15 protein-coding genes are annotated in these 16,687 nt (G+C 64.2%); 5 read left to right on the top strand and 10 right to left on the bottom strand.

The window, feature by feature from the left end; translation table 11 throughout:
• Nucleotides 1–261: 261 nt before the first annotated feature.
• On the bottom strand, nucleotides 262–906 hold the full coding sequence (locus tag FNV92_RS29205; protein WP_244623611.1) for a VOC family protein: 645 nt from the start codon (nucleotides 904–906) through the stop codon (nucleotides 262–264).
• 101 nt (nucleotides 907–1,007) lie between these two features.
• Between FNV92_RS29205 and FNV92_RS29200 the strand changes: the two genes are divergently transcribed.
• A complete protein-coding gene (locus FNV92_RS29200) occupies nucleotides 1,008–2,135 on the top strand; it encodes a threonine synthase (RefSeq protein WP_143843509.1) in 1,128 nt (375 codons plus the stop codon).
• A 26-nt stretch (nucleotides 2,136–2,161) separates the two neighbouring features.
• Here FNV92_RS29200 and FNV92_RS29195 read toward each other — a convergent pair whose 3' ends face one another.
• The 3 genes from FNV92_RS29195 to FNV92_RS29185 form a co-directional block, all read right to left on the bottom strand.
• Nucleotides 2,162–4,222, bottom strand: a complete 2,061-nt coding sequence (locus FNV92_RS29195) for a glycosyltransferase (protein ID WP_334266073.1) — start codon at nucleotides 4,220–4,222, stop codon at nucleotides 2,162–2,164.
• Between the two features lie 445 nt (nucleotides 4,223–4,667).
• Entirely contained in the window at nucleotides 4,668–5,504 is an 837-nt protein-coding gene (locus FNV92_RS29190) for a DUF2927 domain-containing protein (RefSeq protein ID WP_416377738.1), read from the bottom strand.
• A gap of 91 nt (nucleotides 5,505–5,595) precedes the next feature.
• Nucleotides 5,596–6,174 (bottom strand): L,D-transpeptidase, encoded by a 579-nt coding sequence (locus tag FNV92_RS29185; protein WP_143843512.1) that lies wholly within the window; start codon nucleotides 6,172–6,174, stop codon nucleotides 5,596–5,598.
• A 281-nt stretch (nucleotides 6,175–6,455) separates the two neighbouring features.
• Between FNV92_RS29185 and FNV92_RS29180 the strand changes: the two genes are divergently transcribed.
• The 3 genes from FNV92_RS29180 (at nucleotide 6,456) to FNV92_RS29170 (ending at nucleotide 9,593) form a co-directional block, all read left to right on the top strand.
• Entirely contained in the window at nucleotides 6,456–8,003 is a 1,548-nt protein-coding gene (locus FNV92_RS29180) for an acetolactate synthase large subunit (protein WP_143843513.1), read from the top strand.
• Nucleotides 8,004–8,044: 41 nt separating this feature from the next.
• A complete protein-coding gene (locus FNV92_RS29175) occupies nucleotides 8,045–8,563 on the top strand; it encodes a hypothetical protein (protein ID WP_143843514.1) in 519 nt (172 codons plus the stop codon).
• 139 nt (nucleotides 8,564–8,702) lie between these two features.
• On the top strand, nucleotides 8,703–9,593 hold the full coding sequence (locus FNV92_RS29170; RefSeq protein ID WP_143843515.1) for a L,D-transpeptidase: 891 nt from the start codon (nucleotides 8,703–8,705) through the stop codon (nucleotides 9,591–9,593).
• Between the two features lie 10 nt (nucleotides 9,594–9,603).
• Here FNV92_RS29170 and FNV92_RS29165 read toward each other — a convergent pair whose 3' ends face one another.
• The 4 genes from FNV92_RS29165 to FNV92_RS29150 form a co-directional block, all read right to left on the bottom strand.
• The gene (locus tag FNV92_RS29165; protein ID WP_143843516.1) at nucleotides 9,604–10,131 is read right to left on the bottom strand and encodes a hypothetical protein; all 528 of its coding nucleotides are present in this window, start codon (nucleotides 10,129–10,131) and stop codon (nucleotides 9,604–9,606) included.
• A gap of 46 nt (nucleotides 10,132–10,177) precedes the next feature.
• Nucleotides 10,178–10,672: a DUF302 domain-containing protein gene (locus tag FNV92_RS29160; protein ID WP_143843517.1), complete on the bottom strand. Its 495-nt coding sequence runs from the start codon at nucleotides 10,670–10,672 to the stop codon at nucleotides 10,178–10,180.
• Complete coding sequence (locus tag FNV92_RS29155; RefSeq protein ID WP_143843518.1) at nucleotides 10,669–11,556, bottom strand: alpha/beta fold hydrolase; 888 nt, start codon at nucleotides 11,554–11,556, stop codon at nucleotides 10,669–10,671. The genes FNV92_RS29160 and FNV92_RS29155 overlap by 4 nt, the downstream gene beginning before the upstream one ends.
• Nucleotides 11,557–11,635: 79 nt before the next feature.
• Complete coding sequence (locus FNV92_RS29150; protein ID WP_143843519.1) at nucleotides 11,636–12,406, bottom strand: alpha/beta fold hydrolase; 771 nt, start codon at nucleotides 12,404–12,406, stop codon at nucleotides 11,636–11,638.
• Nucleotides 12,407–12,619: 213 nt separating this feature from the next.
• Between FNV92_RS29150 and FNV92_RS29145 the strand changes: the two genes are divergently transcribed.
• Nucleotides 12,620–13,582, top strand: a complete 963-nt coding sequence (locus tag FNV92_RS29145) for an AraC family transcriptional regulator (RefSeq protein WP_168213510.1) — start codon at nucleotides 12,620–12,622, stop codon at nucleotides 13,580–13,582.
• A gap of 100 nt (nucleotides 13,583–13,682) precedes the next feature.
• Here the strand turns inward: FNV92_RS29145 and FNV92_RS29140 are convergent, their stop codons facing one another.
• Together FNV92_RS29140 and FNV92_RS29135 are read right to left on the bottom strand one after the other, a co-directional pair.
• Nucleotides 13,683–15,221 (bottom strand): peroxidase family protein, encoded by a 1,539-nt coding sequence (locus FNV92_RS29140; protein ID WP_143843520.1) that lies wholly within the window; start codon nucleotides 15,219–15,221, stop codon nucleotides 13,683–13,685.
• A gap of 267 nt (nucleotides 15,222–15,488) precedes the next feature.
• Entirely contained in the window at nucleotides 15,489–16,433 is a 945-nt protein-coding gene (locus FNV92_RS29135; RefSeq protein ID WP_143843521.1) for a hypothetical protein, read from the bottom strand.
• Nucleotides 16,434–16,687 lie beyond the last annotated feature (254 nt).

Here is a 16,687-nt window from a genome sequence, read left to right as displayed (position 1 = left end):
AAGCCAACGGCCCGCCGCTCGGACGGGCCTGGCTCGGTCGCGCCGCTACCGGCGGCGCAAGATCAATCCAACATATTGTAGCGGCGAGCCGCGACAGACAAGTTAATGGTGTCGCATGACAGCGCCGTCTCATGGCCGATGCCGTTCATGTGAGCATCGCCATGCCGACCCCGAATGGCGCGCCGGCACCGGCCGTGGCCCCCAGGAATGGCTCACTACATATATGAATTTGTTTGTGTTTTTTAAGGGGGCGGCCTGTGGCTAAACCAACTCCCGCTCACCCCAGGGCGTCCGGATCACCGCGTGAAACGATGGTTTCGGGTCGGGGCGGAAGCGGATGCGGGGGTCGTCCAGAACGCCCGAAAGCGCCGTCCGGATCGTGTCCGCGGCGGGGTGCCGGATCTCGAACGCCACCAGCGCGCAGCCGAGGTCAGGCATGCGCGAAGCTGGATGCGGGCCTTCCGGCCATTCGATCAGGGTTGGAAACGCGCCACCGAACGGCATCGAGCCGTCGGGCGGAACGGAGATCAGCCATTCGAGGTTGCCGCGCGTCACCGTGATCGCCGGCCGGGCGGCCTGCGGGATTTTTACAAGTGCCGATGTGATGTCGGACGTGCTCACGACCCAGGTCATCAGCTTCGGCGAGGATGCGAGCGCCGCGTGCGTCTGCGGATCGTCCAATGCGAACCAGCGTGGCCGAGTCGGCGCGGAGGCCTGTGGGTCCGGCGCGATGACTTCGAGGAAGCTCGTCTCGCTCAGCCGCAGCAGATGATTGTGCGTCCCCATCAGCGGATGCGCACCGCCGGCCGGCGGCGCAATGCCGAGCGCTTTCTCGACATAGGCAACGCCCTCGGCAAGGTCGTTCGCGGCGACGGTGATGTGGTCGAGATGAAGCACGGCCGCCATCTTACACAAATTGCCCGCGTCCACACCCTCCAAACAGGTGACTGGATAAAACGTGCATATTCGGACATATCGACGGGATCGGCTCTGCCCCGGAGACCCCCATGCCCGCCGCCAGCTACATCGATCCCCGCAACGGACAGCTCTATCCGCTCGACCAGCCGCGCTGGTGCTCGGACCAGCGCACGCCGCTGCTGGTGATGCCGGGAACAGGCATTTCGCGCGAGGACATCGAGCCCCGCTCGCGCTCGCTCTGGCGCTACCGCGCAGCGCTGCCGGTCGAGATCGCAAAGCCGATCACGCTCGGCGAAGGCTGCACGCCGCTGGTCCAGCAGGACTGGGGCGACCTGCGTCCGTTCTTCAAGCTCGAATGGTTCAACCCGACCGGCTCCTTCAAGGATCGCGGCTCGGCGGTGATGCTGTCCTTCCTGCGCCAGATCGGCGTCGACGCCATTCTGGAGGACTCCTCCGGCAACGGCGGCTCGTCGATGGCCGGGTTAGGCGCCGCCGGCGGCCTCCGCGTGAAGATCCTGGCGCCGGCCTCGACGTCGCCGGCCAAGATCGCGCAGGTGCGCGCTTACGGCGCCGAGGTGCAGCTCGTCGAAGGCCCGCGCGAGGAGTCGGAAGCCGAGGCGATCCGCCAGTCGAGCCAGACCTTCTATGCCAGCCACAACTGGCAGCCTCTTTTTCTCGAAGGCACCAAGTCGCTCGCCTATGAAATCTGGGAAGACCTCGGTTTTCACGCGCCCGACAATGTCATCGTGCCCGTCGGCGCCGGCAGCAGCCTTTTAGGGTGCGCCTTCGGCTTCCGCGAGTTGTTGAAATCAGGCCAGATCGCAAAGCTGCCGCGCCTGTTCGCGGCGCAGCCGCTGAACTGCTCGCCGATCGATGCGAGCTTCAAGGCCGGCGTCGACACGCCTGTCGTGCGCGAGGTGAACAAGACCATCGCCGAAGGCACCGCCATCAAGGCTCCGCTGCGCCTGCGCGAGATCATCGCCGCTCTGCGCGAGAGCGGCGGCGGTACCGTTGCGCTCACCGAGGACGAGATCGTCGCCGCCTTGCGTCGTCTTGCGCGCCAGGGCCTGTTCGCCGAGCCGACCAGCGCCAGCGCGGCGGCCGCGCTGGAAAAGCTCTCCGCCATCGGCGCCATCAAGGCGAGCGAGACCACGGTCGCGGTCCTCACCGGCACCGGCCTGAAGGCTGCGACCACCGTGGCCGATCTCGTGCAGTAAGAGACGATCCTGGAGGCAGTTGGCGCTCAGGCGTTGGTTGGCTGAAACAGCGCTTTGTCGCCGAACATCTTGCGCGCTCTTGCGACGAGCGCGGCGTGCCAGGGCAGAGGGACGACCTCGATCGTGCGGATGTGCATGCCGAGCACTCGCTCGTCGTTGCCGATGCCGTTCTCGCTGGGGCAGAAGGCGGCCGGACACGACATCTCCAGCTCCACGAAATCGTCGTGGGCGCGATCCTTGAGGTCGAGATTGAATGTCATCGCGCCGGGCGACCTTACCCTTCCCTTAAGAGAGACGCCGCGATGTCTGAGCGTGATCTTCGTGCATTGGAACGACTCCATGAACGTGATCTTGAGCCGGCAGGCCTGCGTCATCCAGGCGCCTGGAAGCCTGACGGTCGCCGACGATCCGTCGCTCCATCGCCCCCCCGGTTCGTCGTTGAGCCAGTTGAGGCCGAGAAAAGGGCGGTCGTTGCCGCCGGCGCCGAAGCGAATGCGCCTCTCATTCAGGTCGATTGGAGGAGGGGGCGATTCCTGTCCGAGCGAGGCCAGGAAGTCCGCGCGACGTCGCGACGTGTCGGGTCCGGCTTCCATCGCCATGCTCAGTGCCCGCCCGTGACCCGTCGCAGGCCAGAGCAGACCGGCCGCGACGGCAACGGCGTTGCTTCGCTGTTCCAGCAGGCTCTCGTCGCTCAACAGCGTCCGAATCTGATCCTGCATTCGGGCAGCGCCAATCGCTGGCGGAATCAGCTCGAGAATTTCGTCGGGCAACCCGCGCAGCGCGGTGGGCGTGGCGACGATGGGGTGGCCGGCCGCCATCGCCGTCAGCGTCTTGATCGCGATGCCCGTGCCGTGCTCGTCGGGGCACACCGAGATGCGGGATGAATCGCGCAAGGAATCGATGTCCGGGACAAAGCCGAACCATCGCGTCGCGGGCAGCCTGTTCTTCCAATGCGCTTCGAGGACCTCGTTGACGCGGCCCACGATGGCGATCCTGAGTTTTGCCAGTTGGGGATCGCATGCGATGACGTCGTTGAGGAAGCGATCGAGCGCCGGGACGTTGAAATGGTGAGGGTTCATCACGATCAGGATGTCCCAGGGGGCATCGGGTCCGGCCTTGAGGGCCGGGCGCGCGTACGGTCTCGGCAGAACGAAGACGAATCGGGACGCGTGCCGCCGGATTTTCCTGAGGTCCGAGAGCGACAGCGCGATGCAGACGTCGACGGTGTGCCAGGCGAGCCGCTCCAGCCTGAGATGCCTCTTCAAGGTTCCGGGGGCGGAGAATGCGGGCGCTTCGGGCAGCACGCGCCACTGTGTCAACCGCATGCAGGTGATGTCGTCGTGGGTTTCCAGGACATATTTCGCGGCGGGACACGCCGTGAGTGCGAAGCCCATGTGATAGACATAGTTGATGACGGCAATGTCGGCGCGCGCGACGAGATCCGACATCAGATCGTCGGGAATAACGAGATTGATCCGGCCACGGATCGCATGGCGTAAATATTCGTCCGCCTCGCGATCGTCGACGATTGCGGGCAAGCCGGTGGCGCATGCCAGCGTGTCGATGTGCGTTGTCGCATCCACGTTTGTCTCCGCGACGAACTTCGCAATGCGCCGCCGCATCGTCGGGCCGGGGCAGCCTTCCGGTTCGACGATGACGCGCAGGACGAACCATCCGCGGTCGAGCATCGCCTCGACCTGGTTGGAGAAAACCGTATGGCTGCCCCCATAGAACCAGGCCGGCTGGAACTGAACAGCGAGCACTTGATCCGCCAGCATGCTCTCGAATGCACCATCCCCACGTTCGAGCAGCGCAGCAAGGCCGTACCGGTTCGCTTCCGCGCGCTCGAGGGCGACCAGGCCCTCGTTGCGCAGTCGTTCGACACAGTCTGGATCTCCGACGAAGAGCGCCGACCGGAACGGCCAGCCGCTGCGCATTCGGTCACCGAGGCGGTGAAAGAACGCCGGTGACGATCCCTGTTCGAGGATGATGATCGAGGGCACGTCATACCGCGCCTGGCGACCGAGCAGCTGCAGCGCGCGGAGATTGAAGAGGGATTCGACTTCCGTGAGCGATAGTCCCGACACGACGAAGCCGTCATGCGACGACGCGACGGCGTCGATGGCCTGAAGCGCCTCGCGATCATTCCCGAATGCAAAGCGGGACGGCGTCCAAGGAAATATTCGCCGCTGGCCCTCCGTCAGCCCCGATGAGAGAGCAAGCTCATCGGCCTCGGTGCTGGGGGATATCCACCCGACTCGGACGGAATCGTCGTGCATGCGTAAATTGCCTGATCATTCTGGAAATGTCGTGTCGTGGCGGCATCGATCCTTGGCGATGCCTTAAATCGTCGTTCTGCAACGGTTCGCGGCCGGGACTAAAAACCAGGTAGCCCGCCGAACAAAGTCATGTCTGCTGGTCTCTCGCAACAGTCGCATTCTTCTGCCGCGACGTCCTGCGTCGGTCACGACGCAAGCCTTTGCGGAGGATACACACTCCCGGCAGATGGGCAACCGGCGGGCGAGAGGCCGCTCACTCTCTCAAATCATTCACCCGCTTCACCCAGCTGCGCACATCGGTGAGCACCTGGGGCAGCACCGCCTTGACCTCGGCGACCGTCATGCCGGGCTTGATGCGGGGGTCGTAGAGCAGGTTGAGGATGTACTGGTCGTAGACGTCGAAATAGCCCATCGAGACGTTGTCGTTGAACATCGTCCACGGCACGCTCGCGGTGTCGTTGATGGGTCCGAGCGATTGCAGCAGCTCCTCATAGGCGCAGTCGAGGAAGGTGAAGTCGCCGTTGTCGACGGTGAGGATGACGTCGGAATGCTCGATCTCGAAATTGTCGTTCTTGCGGAAGCCGGACAGGCATTGCGGATCGAGCGAGGTGCGGATCTCGCGCGCCTTCTCGGCGCCGTAGAAGCTCGAGATGGTGCGGAACAGGTCGCGGTCGCGCACCAGCTTTACCCGCACGTTCGCGGCCTCGTTGGTCTCGATCATGGCAATGTCGAGATGCTGCACGCGCTTGCCGATGTCGGCTACGACCTTGGCCAGCTGCGCCTTGCGGTCGGCGCGGTCGCTCTCGGCGAACACGCGCACCGGCGCGTCGAATTTGCGGATGCGGTCGACGCGGCCGGCGAGGTGGTATTCGGCGCCGAACGCGGTCTTCAGGAAGCCTTCGACGATCTCGCCGTCGGTGAAGTTCTTCTTCTCGGACCGCTGGCGCGCGGCGATCGCGGGCACTTCCCCCGCGACAGCCATGGATACGGTGTCAGGCACAGATGCGAACGTTGCGAGCGCCAGCAGGGCGGTGCGCAGGGAAGTCGAGGGCGAGTTCAATGCGCTCATCGTGTTGCGACGCTGCCGCATTCGCGCCCTGCGCACAAGTCCGCAAATCCACGCCCCACGGGTTCCTAACCTCTCCCACAAGCGGGAGAGGGAGTACAGCGCCTGCGTGGCTCTAGTTGTTCAGCACGACCACGGTGGTGCCGACCCCGACGCGGCCGTAGAGGTCGCTGACGTCGTCATTGGTCATGCGGAAGCAGCCCGAGGAGACTGCCTGGCCGATCGTCTCCGGCTCGTTGGAGCCGTGGATGCGGTAGAGCGTCGATCCCAGATACATGGCGCGCGCGCCGAGCGGGTTATCGACGCCGCCCTTCATGTGGCGCGGCAGGTCCGGCCGGCGGGCCAGCATCTGCGATGGCGGCGTCCAGTCCGGCCACTCCTTCTTGGCGGTGATCTTGTGCACCCCGCCCCAGCGGAAGCCGTCGCGGCCGACGCCGATGCCGTAGCGCAGCGCCTGGCCGTTCTGCAGCACCAGATAGAGGCGGCGCTCGCTGGTGTTCACCACGATCGTTCCGGGCGCATAGGCGCCGTTGTAGTTGACGGTGGTGCGGGGGACCGGGTTTGCGCCGGAGCGGAAGAAGTTCGGGCCGCCGCCCATGATGTCGCGCGAGTCGAACTCTTCGGCGCGCGCGCCGCCCGTAATGGCCGACAGCAATGCGATGGCGGCAATCGGCGCGGCAAAGAACCGGATCATTGTTTCCCCCAGCAAAAAATCGATTCAACGACAGCCAGAGGCCATATTCGCCGGCTTTTCGCAAGCCACGGCCGCGTGAGGCAGGCCCGTTCCGAATGGGCCATCGTTAATGAATGCCGTTCCCGGATCGGCAACCGCGCCAATTTGCCAGAAAGAATTAGCCAAAACGGCGCATCGCCGCGCGGGGCAGGGCGGCGATGCCTCCTATTGCTTTGACGGCACGAGCGAACAATGATTGATCGGACGGATCATTGGAAATTGCCGGTTGCAGGAGCTTTGGGATGAACGGTGCGGAAAGCCTGGTGCGGACGATGGTCAAGGGTGGGGTGGACATCTGCTTCTCCAACCCCGGCACCTCGGAGATGCATTTTGTCGCAGCGCTCGACCGGGTGCCGGGCATGCGCTGCGTGCTCGGCCTGTTCGAAGGCGTGGTGACGGGAGCAGCCGACGGCTATTACCGCATGAAGGGCACGCCGGCCTCGACCCTGTTGCATCTCGGCCCCGGCCTCGCCAATGGCCTCGCCAATCTGCACAACGCCAAGAAGGCGAATTCCGGCATCGTCAACATCGTCGGCCAGCATGCCGTCTACCACATCGGCTACAACGCCCCGCTCACCTCCGACATCGAGGGCCTTGCCCGGCCGATGTCGTCCTGGGTCCGTACCTCGCCGGATTCGAAATCGGTCGCCGCTGACGGGGCCGCGGCGATTGCCGCCGCCAAGAGTGCGCCGGGGCAGATCGCGACCCTGATCCTGCCCGCCGACACCGCCTGGAACGAGGCCGACGGCATCGCCGAGGTGCCCGACGAGCAGCAGCGCGCGAGCTATTCGCCGCAGGCGGTCGAGCAGGCCGCAAAGATCCTCCACGGCGACGGCGAGGGCACGCTGCTGCTGATGACCGGCAGCGCGCTCTCCGAGCAGGGCCTGGCGCTGGCCGAGCGCATCGCGGCCAAGACCGGCTGCACGGTGATGGGCCCGACCTTCCGCCCGAGGATGGCGCGCGGCCGTGGTCGTTACGCGATCGACCGCATCCACTATGTCATCGATCAGGCGCTGCCGATGCTGGCGAAGTTCCGCCATATCGTGCTGGTCGAGTCCGACGATCCCGTGGCGTTCTTCGCCTATCCGAACAAGCCGAGCGTGCTGCGGCCCGAAGGCTGCGACGTGCATCGCATGACGTCGTGGGGCGAGAATTCAGTCGCGGCGCTCGAAGCGCTCGCCGGCGCCGTCAAGGCCAGCGCCAAGGACGTCAAGCCGCAGGCTTTGCAGGAACTGGTCAAGCCGACCGGCGCGCTGACCCATGCCTCGATCGCGCAGGCGATTGCCTACGCGATCCCCGAGAACGCGATCATGGTGGACGAGTCGCTGACCACCGGCCGCGCCTTCTTCCCGCCGACGGCGGCGGCCGCGCCACACGATTGGCTGCAGAACATGGGCGGCTCGATCGGCTTCTCGACGCCGCTGTCGATCGGCGCCGCGATCGCCTGTCCGGATCGCAAGGTGATCTGCATGGTCGGCGACGGCAGCGCGATGTACACGATTCAGTCGCTGTGGACGCAGGCCCGCGAAAACCTCAACATCGTCACCATCGTGTTCGCCAACCGCATCTACCAGATCCTGCGCGGCGAGTTCGACAATGTCGGCGCCGGCGAACCCGGCCAGCGCGCCAATGACATGCTGAAGCTCGACCGGCCGACGCTGGATTTCGTCGCGCTGGCCAAGGGCATGGGCGTGCCCGGTCGCGCCGTCACCAATGCGGACGAGTTCAACAAGGCGCTGGCCGAAGCCGTCGCCGAGCCGGGTCCGCGGCTGATCGAAGTCGTGATGTAGGGCGCTCTTTCGAGGCGGAGCGCCAAAGGCCCGGAGGCGACATGCAGACCGAGCTGAACAAGGTGATCGCGGCGCTCCGGGAGTTCTACGCCCACGAAGGATTTTTGTTCGAGAAGGACATCGGCGAGCGGGCGATCACGCATCGTTTCGCCGTCCATCTCGAGCGGCAGTTTTCGGGCTGGGCGGTCGATTGCAACTACGACCGGCTGGGCGAGCGCACGCTGCATCTGCCGCACGGCACCATCATCTCGACCGACGATCATCTCGGCAAGTCGATCTACCCCGATGTCGTCGTGCATCAGCGCGAGATCCCGAACAATCTGCTCAGCGTCGAGATCCGCAAGGCGAGCAATCACACGTCGCTCGAGCACGACCAGCACAAGCTGAGTGCGCTGACCGATCCGGATGTCTGGTTCGCCTATTGGATCGGCGTGCTGCTGGTGCTGGACAGGCAGCATGTCACGATGTCGGAAGTCTATGTCAGCGGCAGCCTCGATCAGCCGCTGTCGCTCTGGTTCGCGGCGCGGCTTGAAGAGAGCGGTCTGGCGGCGACGCGTTAGGGCCAAGCGGACGTCGCCGCCTCTCGCCAACGGGAATCCGCGTTAACCATCGCCAACGGTTCCAGTCCGGACCCAATCGCTTCGAAGTTTCTTAAATGTTGCTGGTTACCTCTTGAGGCATGGTGACCTGGGACAAGATATGAAGAAGCGGACCAAGCGCGGAAAGGCAAAGCCAGAGACGCTCGCGCTCCCGATGGCCGCGCGAGTTGCAGTTGGCGCCGTCGCCATCGCCGCATTGGGCTACGGTTTGCTGTCCGGACCGATGAGCGTGCAAACGACACGAAAGCCGTCCGCGCGCGAAGCCCAGGCGTCGTCAACCCCGGTGTACGTGGCACCGCCTGTTCGTGTCGCAGCGCCGGTTCCGGCTCCAGCCCCGGCTCCGGTTCCGGCCCCCGCGCCTCTGGTCGAACCGCCCAAAGCCGCCGATGGTCCCGGAGCATTGGTTCGGCAGGTGGTCGACTACGCCAGCCGCCAGACGCCGGGCACCGTGATCATCGATACCAAGAACACGTTCCTCTATTTCGTTCTGAACGACACGCAGGCCCTGCGCTACGGCATCGGAGTCGGCCGCGAAGGTTTCACATGGTCCGGCGAGCAGACCGTGGCCCGCAAGGCGGAATGGCCGGATTGGCATCCGCCCGTGGAGATGATTGGGCGTCAGCCTTATCTGCCGCGCTTCATGGCAGGCGGTCCCGGCAATCCGCTCGGCGCCCGGGCGATGTATCTCGGCGAGACCGAATATCGCATTCACGGCACCAACAACCCCGATACGATCGGGAAGAAAGTGTCGTCCGGCTGCATCCGGCTGACCAATGACGACGTCACCGACCTCTATGAGCGGGTGAAGGTCGGAGCCAAAGTGATCGTGCTTCCGGCAACCGCTGCCCGCCGGCCATTCCAGCCAGCGCCGGCCGACGCCGCTCTGCGATTGCCGGACCCCGCATCGCTGCCGAAACGGCTCTCTTCAGCCAACGCGCAGATGCCGTCATCCGGACCGAAGCTCGCCGAGGCGTCGATGCCGAACAGGTGAGGCCTCGCGCCTAGCCCTTCGCGGCGGGTGCGGGCGGCACCGGCAGAATGATTTCGGAAGCCACCTTCCAGTCGTTCCCGACGCGAAGCCAGTTGATGATCATGAGAAACGGCCTCGCTGTTCCATCCTGCCCCGCATAAGAGACCGTGATGTTCATCGGCACGTAGGACTCGGCGACGTCGCGCGTCAGGCCGACAACCTTCAGCTTCGAATAATCCGGCTCGAGCACGACCGGACCGGAGCTGCCGATATCATGCAGCTTCTGATCGATCGCTTCGTTGCCCCAAAAGCCGGCCCAGTTTCCCTCGGACGGGATCGCGCTCTTGGCTACCAGCAGGGCCGAGGGCGATTGCCAGAACATCTCATGCAGAGCCTTGAAATCGTGCTTGTTGGCCAATTCCATCAGCCTGCCGAACTTCGATTTGATCGCGCCGAGGGTCGCAGCATCCAACGGCTCTTGGCCGGCGGCGGGAGCAGACGCCACAGACCCGGTGGAAAGAGCCGCAGCAGTCAGAGTGACAAGAAGTGTCTTGTACATGCAGGAATGTCCCTTCCGATGTCGAGCTCGCGTCATGGCAACGCTCTTAGCTTGCACATTCGCTTAGCAAGGTCGTGATTTTCGTATCGAGATTGCGGGCGACGGCAAGCGCTTCCGGGCTGCCATAAGGCAGCAGATAGCTCTCCATTTTGTCGTAGGAGACGTGCACGCCATCGGGACGCTCATCAATGAGCACCGTGACTGGAGCATAGGACCCGGCATCCGGCACGTGCTTGACCATCTCTTTCATGATGAGTGGATTGCCGACCACAAGCCGTATGATCCTGGGTGTTCTGGATCCAGTTTCGCGACGCAGAATGTCGCCCAAGTCGAATTCCGCGAAGAGCATGAGGTCCGTCCGACCGAGGCCGCGTCGTACGACGCGCTCCAGATCCGCGAAGGAATTCGTCGCCCGCGTCTCCTTGAAAAATTCGACCATGTTGGGTTGCCCGACCGCCGACTTCAACGCGGCGACCACGGCGTCGAATGGTTTCGAGCTCGTGAGGCTGAAACGCTCGACTTCGACTTTCGCGATTGTCATTTGTCCTCCGTTACAGCCACCGGCTGTGCATCCAGGAAGGTCCGGACGTGGCTGACGAATGTCTCGTGGTATTGAAACAGGGCGCCGTGCCCTGAATCGGGATAGAGGATCAGCTGAGCGTTGCCGAGTTCCCTGGACATGGCATAGGCGTTGTTCGCGGGCAGCATGGTGTCGTGACTGCCGCTGACCACAAGAGCGGGTTGGCGGATGGCGCGCAGAGTGGCGTGCCCGGGGTCGGGTGTGGCGCACCAGGTGATCAGCGCCTTGGCCTGCGGATCGGTGACCGCGCTGCCGTTATCAGTGTCCCGATCGTCCTTGCGCAGCTTGGTCCGCTTCAGGAACGCCAGGCCGGACGATCGGCTGGCGGACGAATTCGTGAAGAACAGCGGCAGGCGTGGGTCCGGCACATCGGTCTGGGAGAACGCTTGCTGCAGAACCGCCAGCAGGTGTTCTTCCCCGCCTTTCGGCGCGGTGCCGACGAGGATGAGCTTCCGAACCAGCCCTTGGTGCTCGGCGGCGATCTGTTGGGCGACGCAGCCGCCGAGGGAAAAGCCCAGCAGGTCGACCTCGGAAAGGCCAAGCAGATTGATGAAGGCAACTGCATCTCTCGCCATCTCCGCGATGTTGTCGGGCGTTTGGCCCGTCGAGCGACCGACCCCGGCGTTGTCGAAGGCGATGACAGGGCGATCGGTGGCGAGAGCGTTGACGACGGCGGGATCCCACGCGTCGATGTTGCCCGAGAAGTGCTGCAGGAGAACCAGCGGCGTTCCGGTCGCGGGGCCGAGGCGACGATAGGCGAAGCGGATTCCGTGGCCTTCGATGTAACGGGTCGGCGCCGTTTCGAGCGTGGCGGCGTCCTGGCTCGCGATGTCGAGTTGAGTCACGTCATCTCCGGATGCTTGGCTTGAAATAATCGAGTGGTGCGTGCGCGCTCCCGGCGCGAAGGCGCCGGGAGCCGTGCCGTCACTTCGCGAGCGCGGCCTTCTCGATGACCTCGGCGACCTGCTTGGCATGGACGACGAGCGAGGCATGGCTGCCGGCGACTTCCGTCGTCTGAGCCTTGATCCTGGCTGCGAACGACTTCTGGGCCTCGGGCGCGAGGACCTTGTCCTTCGTGCTGATCACGTAGAACGTCGGCTTGTCGTGCCAGGCCGCAACATCGACCGGGGCTTCGAACGCAACATGGTTCAGAGGAAGCTGCGAGTTGGCGAGGTGCGTGGCGATCTCCGGAGGAAGGTCAGCCGCGACGGCCGACGGAAATACCTTGGGGTCGATGTACAGATTGCCCTTCGCGTCGGGATGGATCGCGCTGCCGCCTTCGGTCGGCGGGCCGGCCTTGGCCAGCGACGCCAGGGATTCTCCGACCTCCGGCGCGAAGGCGGAGACATAGACCAGCGCCGAAACCTTGGGATCGTTGCCGGCTTGCGTGATCACCACGCCGCCCCATGAATGGCCGACCAGCACCGTTTTGCCATCCTGCTTCGCGAGCGCCTGCTTGGTGGCATCGACGTCGGCGGCGAGCGAGGTGAGCGGATTTTCCACCAGCGTGACGCGGTAGCCTTTCTTGGTGAGAATATCGGCAACCGGCTGCCAACTCGTCTGGTCCACGAAGGCACCGTGCACGAGCACGATGTTGTGGGCTGCTCCCTTGGGCGGTTCGGCGGAATGAGCGGAGCCGACCAATGTCGTTCCGGCCAGGAGCACGCTGGCGGCTGAGAATAGGAGATTTCGCATTGATTGTTCCTGTGGCAGTCGGACGAAATAAGGTCCGGGGGAATGGACAGGCGTTTCCGGTCAGGTCGCGGTTTTTCCATCCGCCGTTGGCGAAATGGTTGCCGCACTGACGTCGGCCCGCCGCGACATCACCTAGTTCGCTGACTTTCCGGACGATAGGGATTGATCGTCCGGATGTTGTGTCCGATCGTCCACCGGATTAGCTTGGGCGGCATGGATATCCTCGCCCAAGTGCTCGATCGCGTTCGCCTCGGTGGGACCCTGCTTTTCCATTTCGAGCTCGGCCATCCCTGGAATCTGGCGCTGCCGGCGCGGCCCTATGCGCTGTTTCACTATCTCAGCCGGGGCTCCGCGACGCTCGCGCTCGAACAGGGAGAGGAAATCCAGATGACCGAGGGCGATTTTGTCGTGATCACACGCGGCGAGCCCCACGTGTTTTATTCGGATCGCCGGGCCAAGCCCTTGCAGATCATGGATATCGATCGATCGTCGCCACGTCTGGGCGTCGTTCGTCATGGCGGCCGTGCAAAGCCGCTCTCCACGATGATCTGCGGCAATTTCACGGTGTCACGTCCGCTGTTTGGCAGCGTGCTGGAGCTGCTTCCGCCCGTGCTCCTGCTGAAGCCGACGGCGGACAGTGGCTGGCTTGAAGCCATCCTGCGCCGCATGGTCAGCGAGTCGGCGCTCGAGCGTCCCGGCCAAAGCGTCGCGCTCTCACGACTGACGGAAGTGCTGTTTGTCGAGGTGCTCCGAAGCTGGATAGCGTCCCTCAGTCCCGGACAAGGCGGCTGGCTCGGGGCCATATCGGACCCGCATATCGGACCGGCGCTCAAGTTGATCCACGAAAACCCGGAACGGCCCTGGACGCTGAGCGACCTTGGCCACCGCGTGGGGCTTGGCCGCTCGGTATTTTCCGCCCGTTTTACCAGGCTCGTCGGCCAGTCCATGCATCGTTATGTGGTCGAACGCCGGATGGCGGAAGCGGCGTTCCTGCTCGAAACCACCGATGAGCCGATCGCACGGATTGCGAGCCAGGTTGGCTACGAGACGGCAGCGGCGTTTTCAAAACTGTTCCACCGGCATCACGGATTGTCGCCCGGCCGCTACCGGGCCGCGCGATACATTGATGCAAGCCACCTGCCGCCGGACTGTTCGGCAGCAACAGTTTCCGATTGATCTCGACCCGGCGTGCCTTGTGGCCCGCCGTCGGAGCGAGGTGGGCCACCAGGCCGCTCGCACCACGCGAGCGGCCCTTGTCTCATCTCACATCACCCGCTCAATGCAGCGGATCGCCCTGTCCCAGCGCGTAGGCGACGAGATCCTTCAGCGCGAAGTTCGATCCGGTCACCGGCGTCCATTGCGGGTCCTGCGACAGCACTGAGGAATTGTCGCCGAACATCATGCCGAGGAAGACTTCGGCGACGATGCGGCCGCCGACGGGGCCGAGCTGCGGTGTGTTGATTCCGCCGGCCGGCGCGCCGGTGGCCGGGATCGTCACCGCGACCTGGAACTGCCTGGCCTCCGCGAGGATGTAGGCCCAGAGCGGACAATTGCCGGCGAACACACCGTTGGCGATGTTTGCGATCTTGGTCTGCGGATCGCCCGCGCCGGGCTCGTCGACCGCCTTGCCGATGATGATCTGATCGTCGGTCAGCGGCGTCAGGTTCATCGCTTTCGCGACGGCCTGTCCGGACGGCAGGCCGAGCCGCCAGCTGCGTTCGAGGTTGCGCAGCGCCAGCGACGACGGATTGGACGCGACCTCCGGCGGCAGCTTGCGCAGCGGGTCGACCAGCGATGCATCGATGCGATAGGCGAATTGCAGCCGCCGCTTGTTGTCGGGATTGGTGTCGTCGTCCTCGACGCCGTAGGCGCGCGTGTCGAGATCGATGAAGCGGCCCCAATCCATCGCGCGCCCGGGGCCCATCGCGCGGAAGCCGGTCAGCGCGTTGTGGTCGGGGTTGTTCGGATCGGGGAAGATCTGCAGCAGCATGTTGTCCGAATCGTTCAGCCGGTAGCCGGGGCGGATCATGGAGTGACCGAGCCGGTAGGCCGCGACCGAGAACTCGACCGGCATGAACGGAAAAGTCTTCCAATGGTAATAGGCGAGCTTGCCGCGGTCGTAGTGGCCCGCGGTCTTCAGCTCGTCGAGCACGCTGGCGTGAACGATGCGCGGCAGGAAGTCGTTCAGCACGACGTATTGATAGTGGAAGCGGACGCGCTGCTGCACCTCCTCGAACGACAGGCTGTCATTGTCGTCGACCATGCGGTTGTGAAAGCGCAGCATCAGGGCCTGGAATTGCGAGACGATGCTGTTCTCGTCGTTGCGGGGATCGCCGATCAGCGCGCGGCCCTTGAAGCGCGGCAGGTCGCTGGCATCGGCGACGCCCGCGCCGGTCAGCTTCTCGCCGAGCCGGAACTTGATGCCGTCATACATGTAGGGCTGGTCGTTCGGACCACGGCCGTAGAGATTGTCGAGGTCGAGCGACGGGGTGCGGAAGTCGACCAGCCCGTCGGGATCCTGCTGCTTGGTCAGCGAGCTGACCGGATCGAACGTGATGTCGTGGTCGATGAACTGGCCGAAATAAGTGTAGAGCGAGGGAATGCCGCTCTCCTCCGCGTCCGGTCCGTCCTTCGGCCCATCGAAGCCGGCGACCATCTTGTCGGCCAGCGCCGAAAGATTGGCGACGGTGTTGGCATCGTTCGAGCCGAATTTAGCCGGTGCGAGCTTGCGGAACATGCGGCCGAAGCGGCCTTGGGAAAGCGACGAACGCGTGGCGTTCAGACCGCGCGGAACAATAGCGTGGCGGCTGCTCATGAAGAACCTCCCTGAAAAGTCGAGATGAAACAGATCGGGCCTGGGTTTTCTGCGCTGGAGTTTGCAGCCTAGGAGCGATCACGCCCGCCACGAGCGAGATGGATCACAATTGCCCGGGGTCAACGACTTTTCGGAGGGAGGTGCCTGCAAACAAGCCACGGCGGCGCATCGTGAATTTGCTGCGCGGCGGTGACGGATAACATTCTCGTCATCGACCGGCGAACAGCGCGTGCTTGCCGGTATAGACGCGAGTCCGCGCTTCCGCGGTCAGAACTTGAAGCTGCTTTGGATGAAGGTGCCGTATCGGTCGACCTGATAGGTCTCCGCCTGCCCCGCTGTGCCGCTCGCAGGCTCGGTGAAGTTGTTGATTCCGGTGTACCAGTACCGGGCGCCAATTCCGACATTTGCGTTGGGCGTCACGGCGTAGGAAATCACCGTCTCGAGCTGGAAGCCATGGCCGTAGCCGCGAGAGGGCTCGGTGCCGAAGGTGAAGTAGTGCGTGTCGAAAGCTCTCACGTCGGAATAAGTGTAGGCGGCGTCGACCGTCAGCTTGAGTGCCGGCGTAAACCAGAGATCGGCCACGGCGCCCGCGCGGGCGGAGTGCAGGATGTCGCGCTCGGTGATGACCTTGACGTTGCCGGCGAGGACGCGGGCGCCTTCGCAGATATCGCCGCCAGGCTCGGTCTGTCGACAGCCCCATGCATTGGCCATTTCGCCGAGGTAATGGTAGCCGACGAAGGCACCCAGACGAAGGCGCGGCTCCGCATTGACGGGGTGGGACTCGTAGAATGAATAGCCGAGATCGAGATTGGCGTAGCCGAGGAATCCGCGCGTCTGGCTCTCCGTCTTCGTGTACGGCCCGTTGAAGAACGGCGGAAAATCCTCGTCGTTCATGGTGCCGCCGGTGATGCCTCCATAGCCTCCGTAGCCCTTCACGAAGAACTTCGTGGGGCTGTCGATCCGGAAGAAGACTTCTCCCGAATGCGTGCTCATGTTGTGATAGTCGAGCCTCGAGATGACCGGGGAAGATCTCGCGCCGCTGGTGTGCAAATCGTAAGCGGTGCGGCCGATGCTGTACCAGTACCGTGCGCCGACCTCGATCTGCCAAAGATTGGGCGGCTCGGGCCTGACGGCCTTGATCGGCAGATCGGCGGCGATTGCCGGAGCGGTGAGCAGGAAGAGGCCGGATGCGATGAATGCTGCCCTGTGCACGACGACGTCCTCAGCCTGCCTGTCATGATGCCCTGCGAATCGGAATGAGCATCCTGATGCCGATTGTCATGACTTGCAGAAACGGGACAACCCGCAGCCTCGAGCGCGCAGGGTTTTCGCGCCCGGTTGTGGCAAGTTCGCACCATACCTGCCCACGACGATATGGCTTCAGCGCCGGTCAACAGCTCGCGGAGGCGCTCGGCGGTGGTGTGGAGATGAAGTGTACGGCGCAAGCCTGAGCCTTGGCCCGCCTG

The organism is Bradyrhizobium cosmicum, assembly GCF_007290395.2.
GTDB lineage: Bacteria > Pseudomonadota > Alphaproteobacteria > Rhizobiales > Xanthobacteraceae > Bradyrhizobium > Bradyrhizobium cosmicum.
This window is presented reverse-complemented; position numbering and strand designations above follow the sequence as displayed.

What these genes read in the sequence shown, in the direction of transcription:
- FNV92_RS29185 (WP_143843512.1), bottom strand. Translation starts at nt 6,174, where the DNA reads ATGATCCGGTTCTTTGCCGCGCCGATTGCCGCCATCGCATTGCTGTCG.
- FNV92_RS29205 (WP_244623611.1), bottom strand. Translation starts at nt 906, where the DNA reads ATGGCGGCCGTGCTTCATCTCGACCACATCACCGTCGCCGCGAACGAC.
- FNV92_RS29175 (WP_143843514.1), top strand. Translation starts at nt 8,045, where the DNA reads ATGCAGACCGAGCTGAACAAGGTGATCGCGGCGCTCCGGGAGTTCTAC.
- FNV92_RS29190 (WP_416377738.1), bottom strand. Translation starts at nt 5,504, where the DNA reads ATGCGGCAGCGTCGCAACACGATGAGCGCATTGAACTCGCCCTCGACT.
- FNV92_RS29140 (WP_143843520.1), bottom strand. Translation starts at nt 15,221, where the DNA reads ATGAGCAGCCGCCACGCTATTGTTCCGCGCGGTCTGAACGCCACGCGT.
- FNV92_RS29150 (WP_143843519.1), bottom strand. Translation starts at nt 12,406, where the DNA reads ATGCGAAATCTCCTATTCTCAGCCGCCAGCGTGCTCCTGGCCGGAACG.
- FNV92_RS29165 (WP_143843516.1), bottom strand. Translation starts at nt 10,131, where the DNA reads ATGTACAAGACACTTCTTGTCACTCTGACTGCTGCGGCTCTTTCCACC.
- FNV92_RS29145 (WP_168213510.1), top strand. Translation starts at nt 12,620, where the DNA reads ATGGATATCCTCGCCCAAGTGCTCGATCGCGTTCGCCTCGGTGGGACC.
- FNV92_RS29200 (WP_143843509.1), top strand. Translation starts at nt 1,008, where the DNA reads ATGCCCGCCGCCAGCTACATCGATCCCCGCAACGGACAGCTCTATCCG.
- FNV92_RS29180 (WP_143843513.1), top strand. Translation starts at nt 6,456, where the DNA reads ATGAACGGTGCGGAAAGCCTGGTGCGGACGATGGTCAAGGGTGGGGTG.
- FNV92_RS29160 (WP_143843517.1), bottom strand. Translation starts at nt 10,672, where the DNA reads ATGACAATCGCGAAAGTCGAAGTCGAGCGTTTCAGCCTCACGAGCTCG.
- FNV92_RS29170 (WP_143843515.1), top strand. Translation starts at nt 8,703, where the DNA reads ATGAAGAAGCGGACCAAGCGCGGAAAGGCAAAGCCAGAGACGCTCGCG.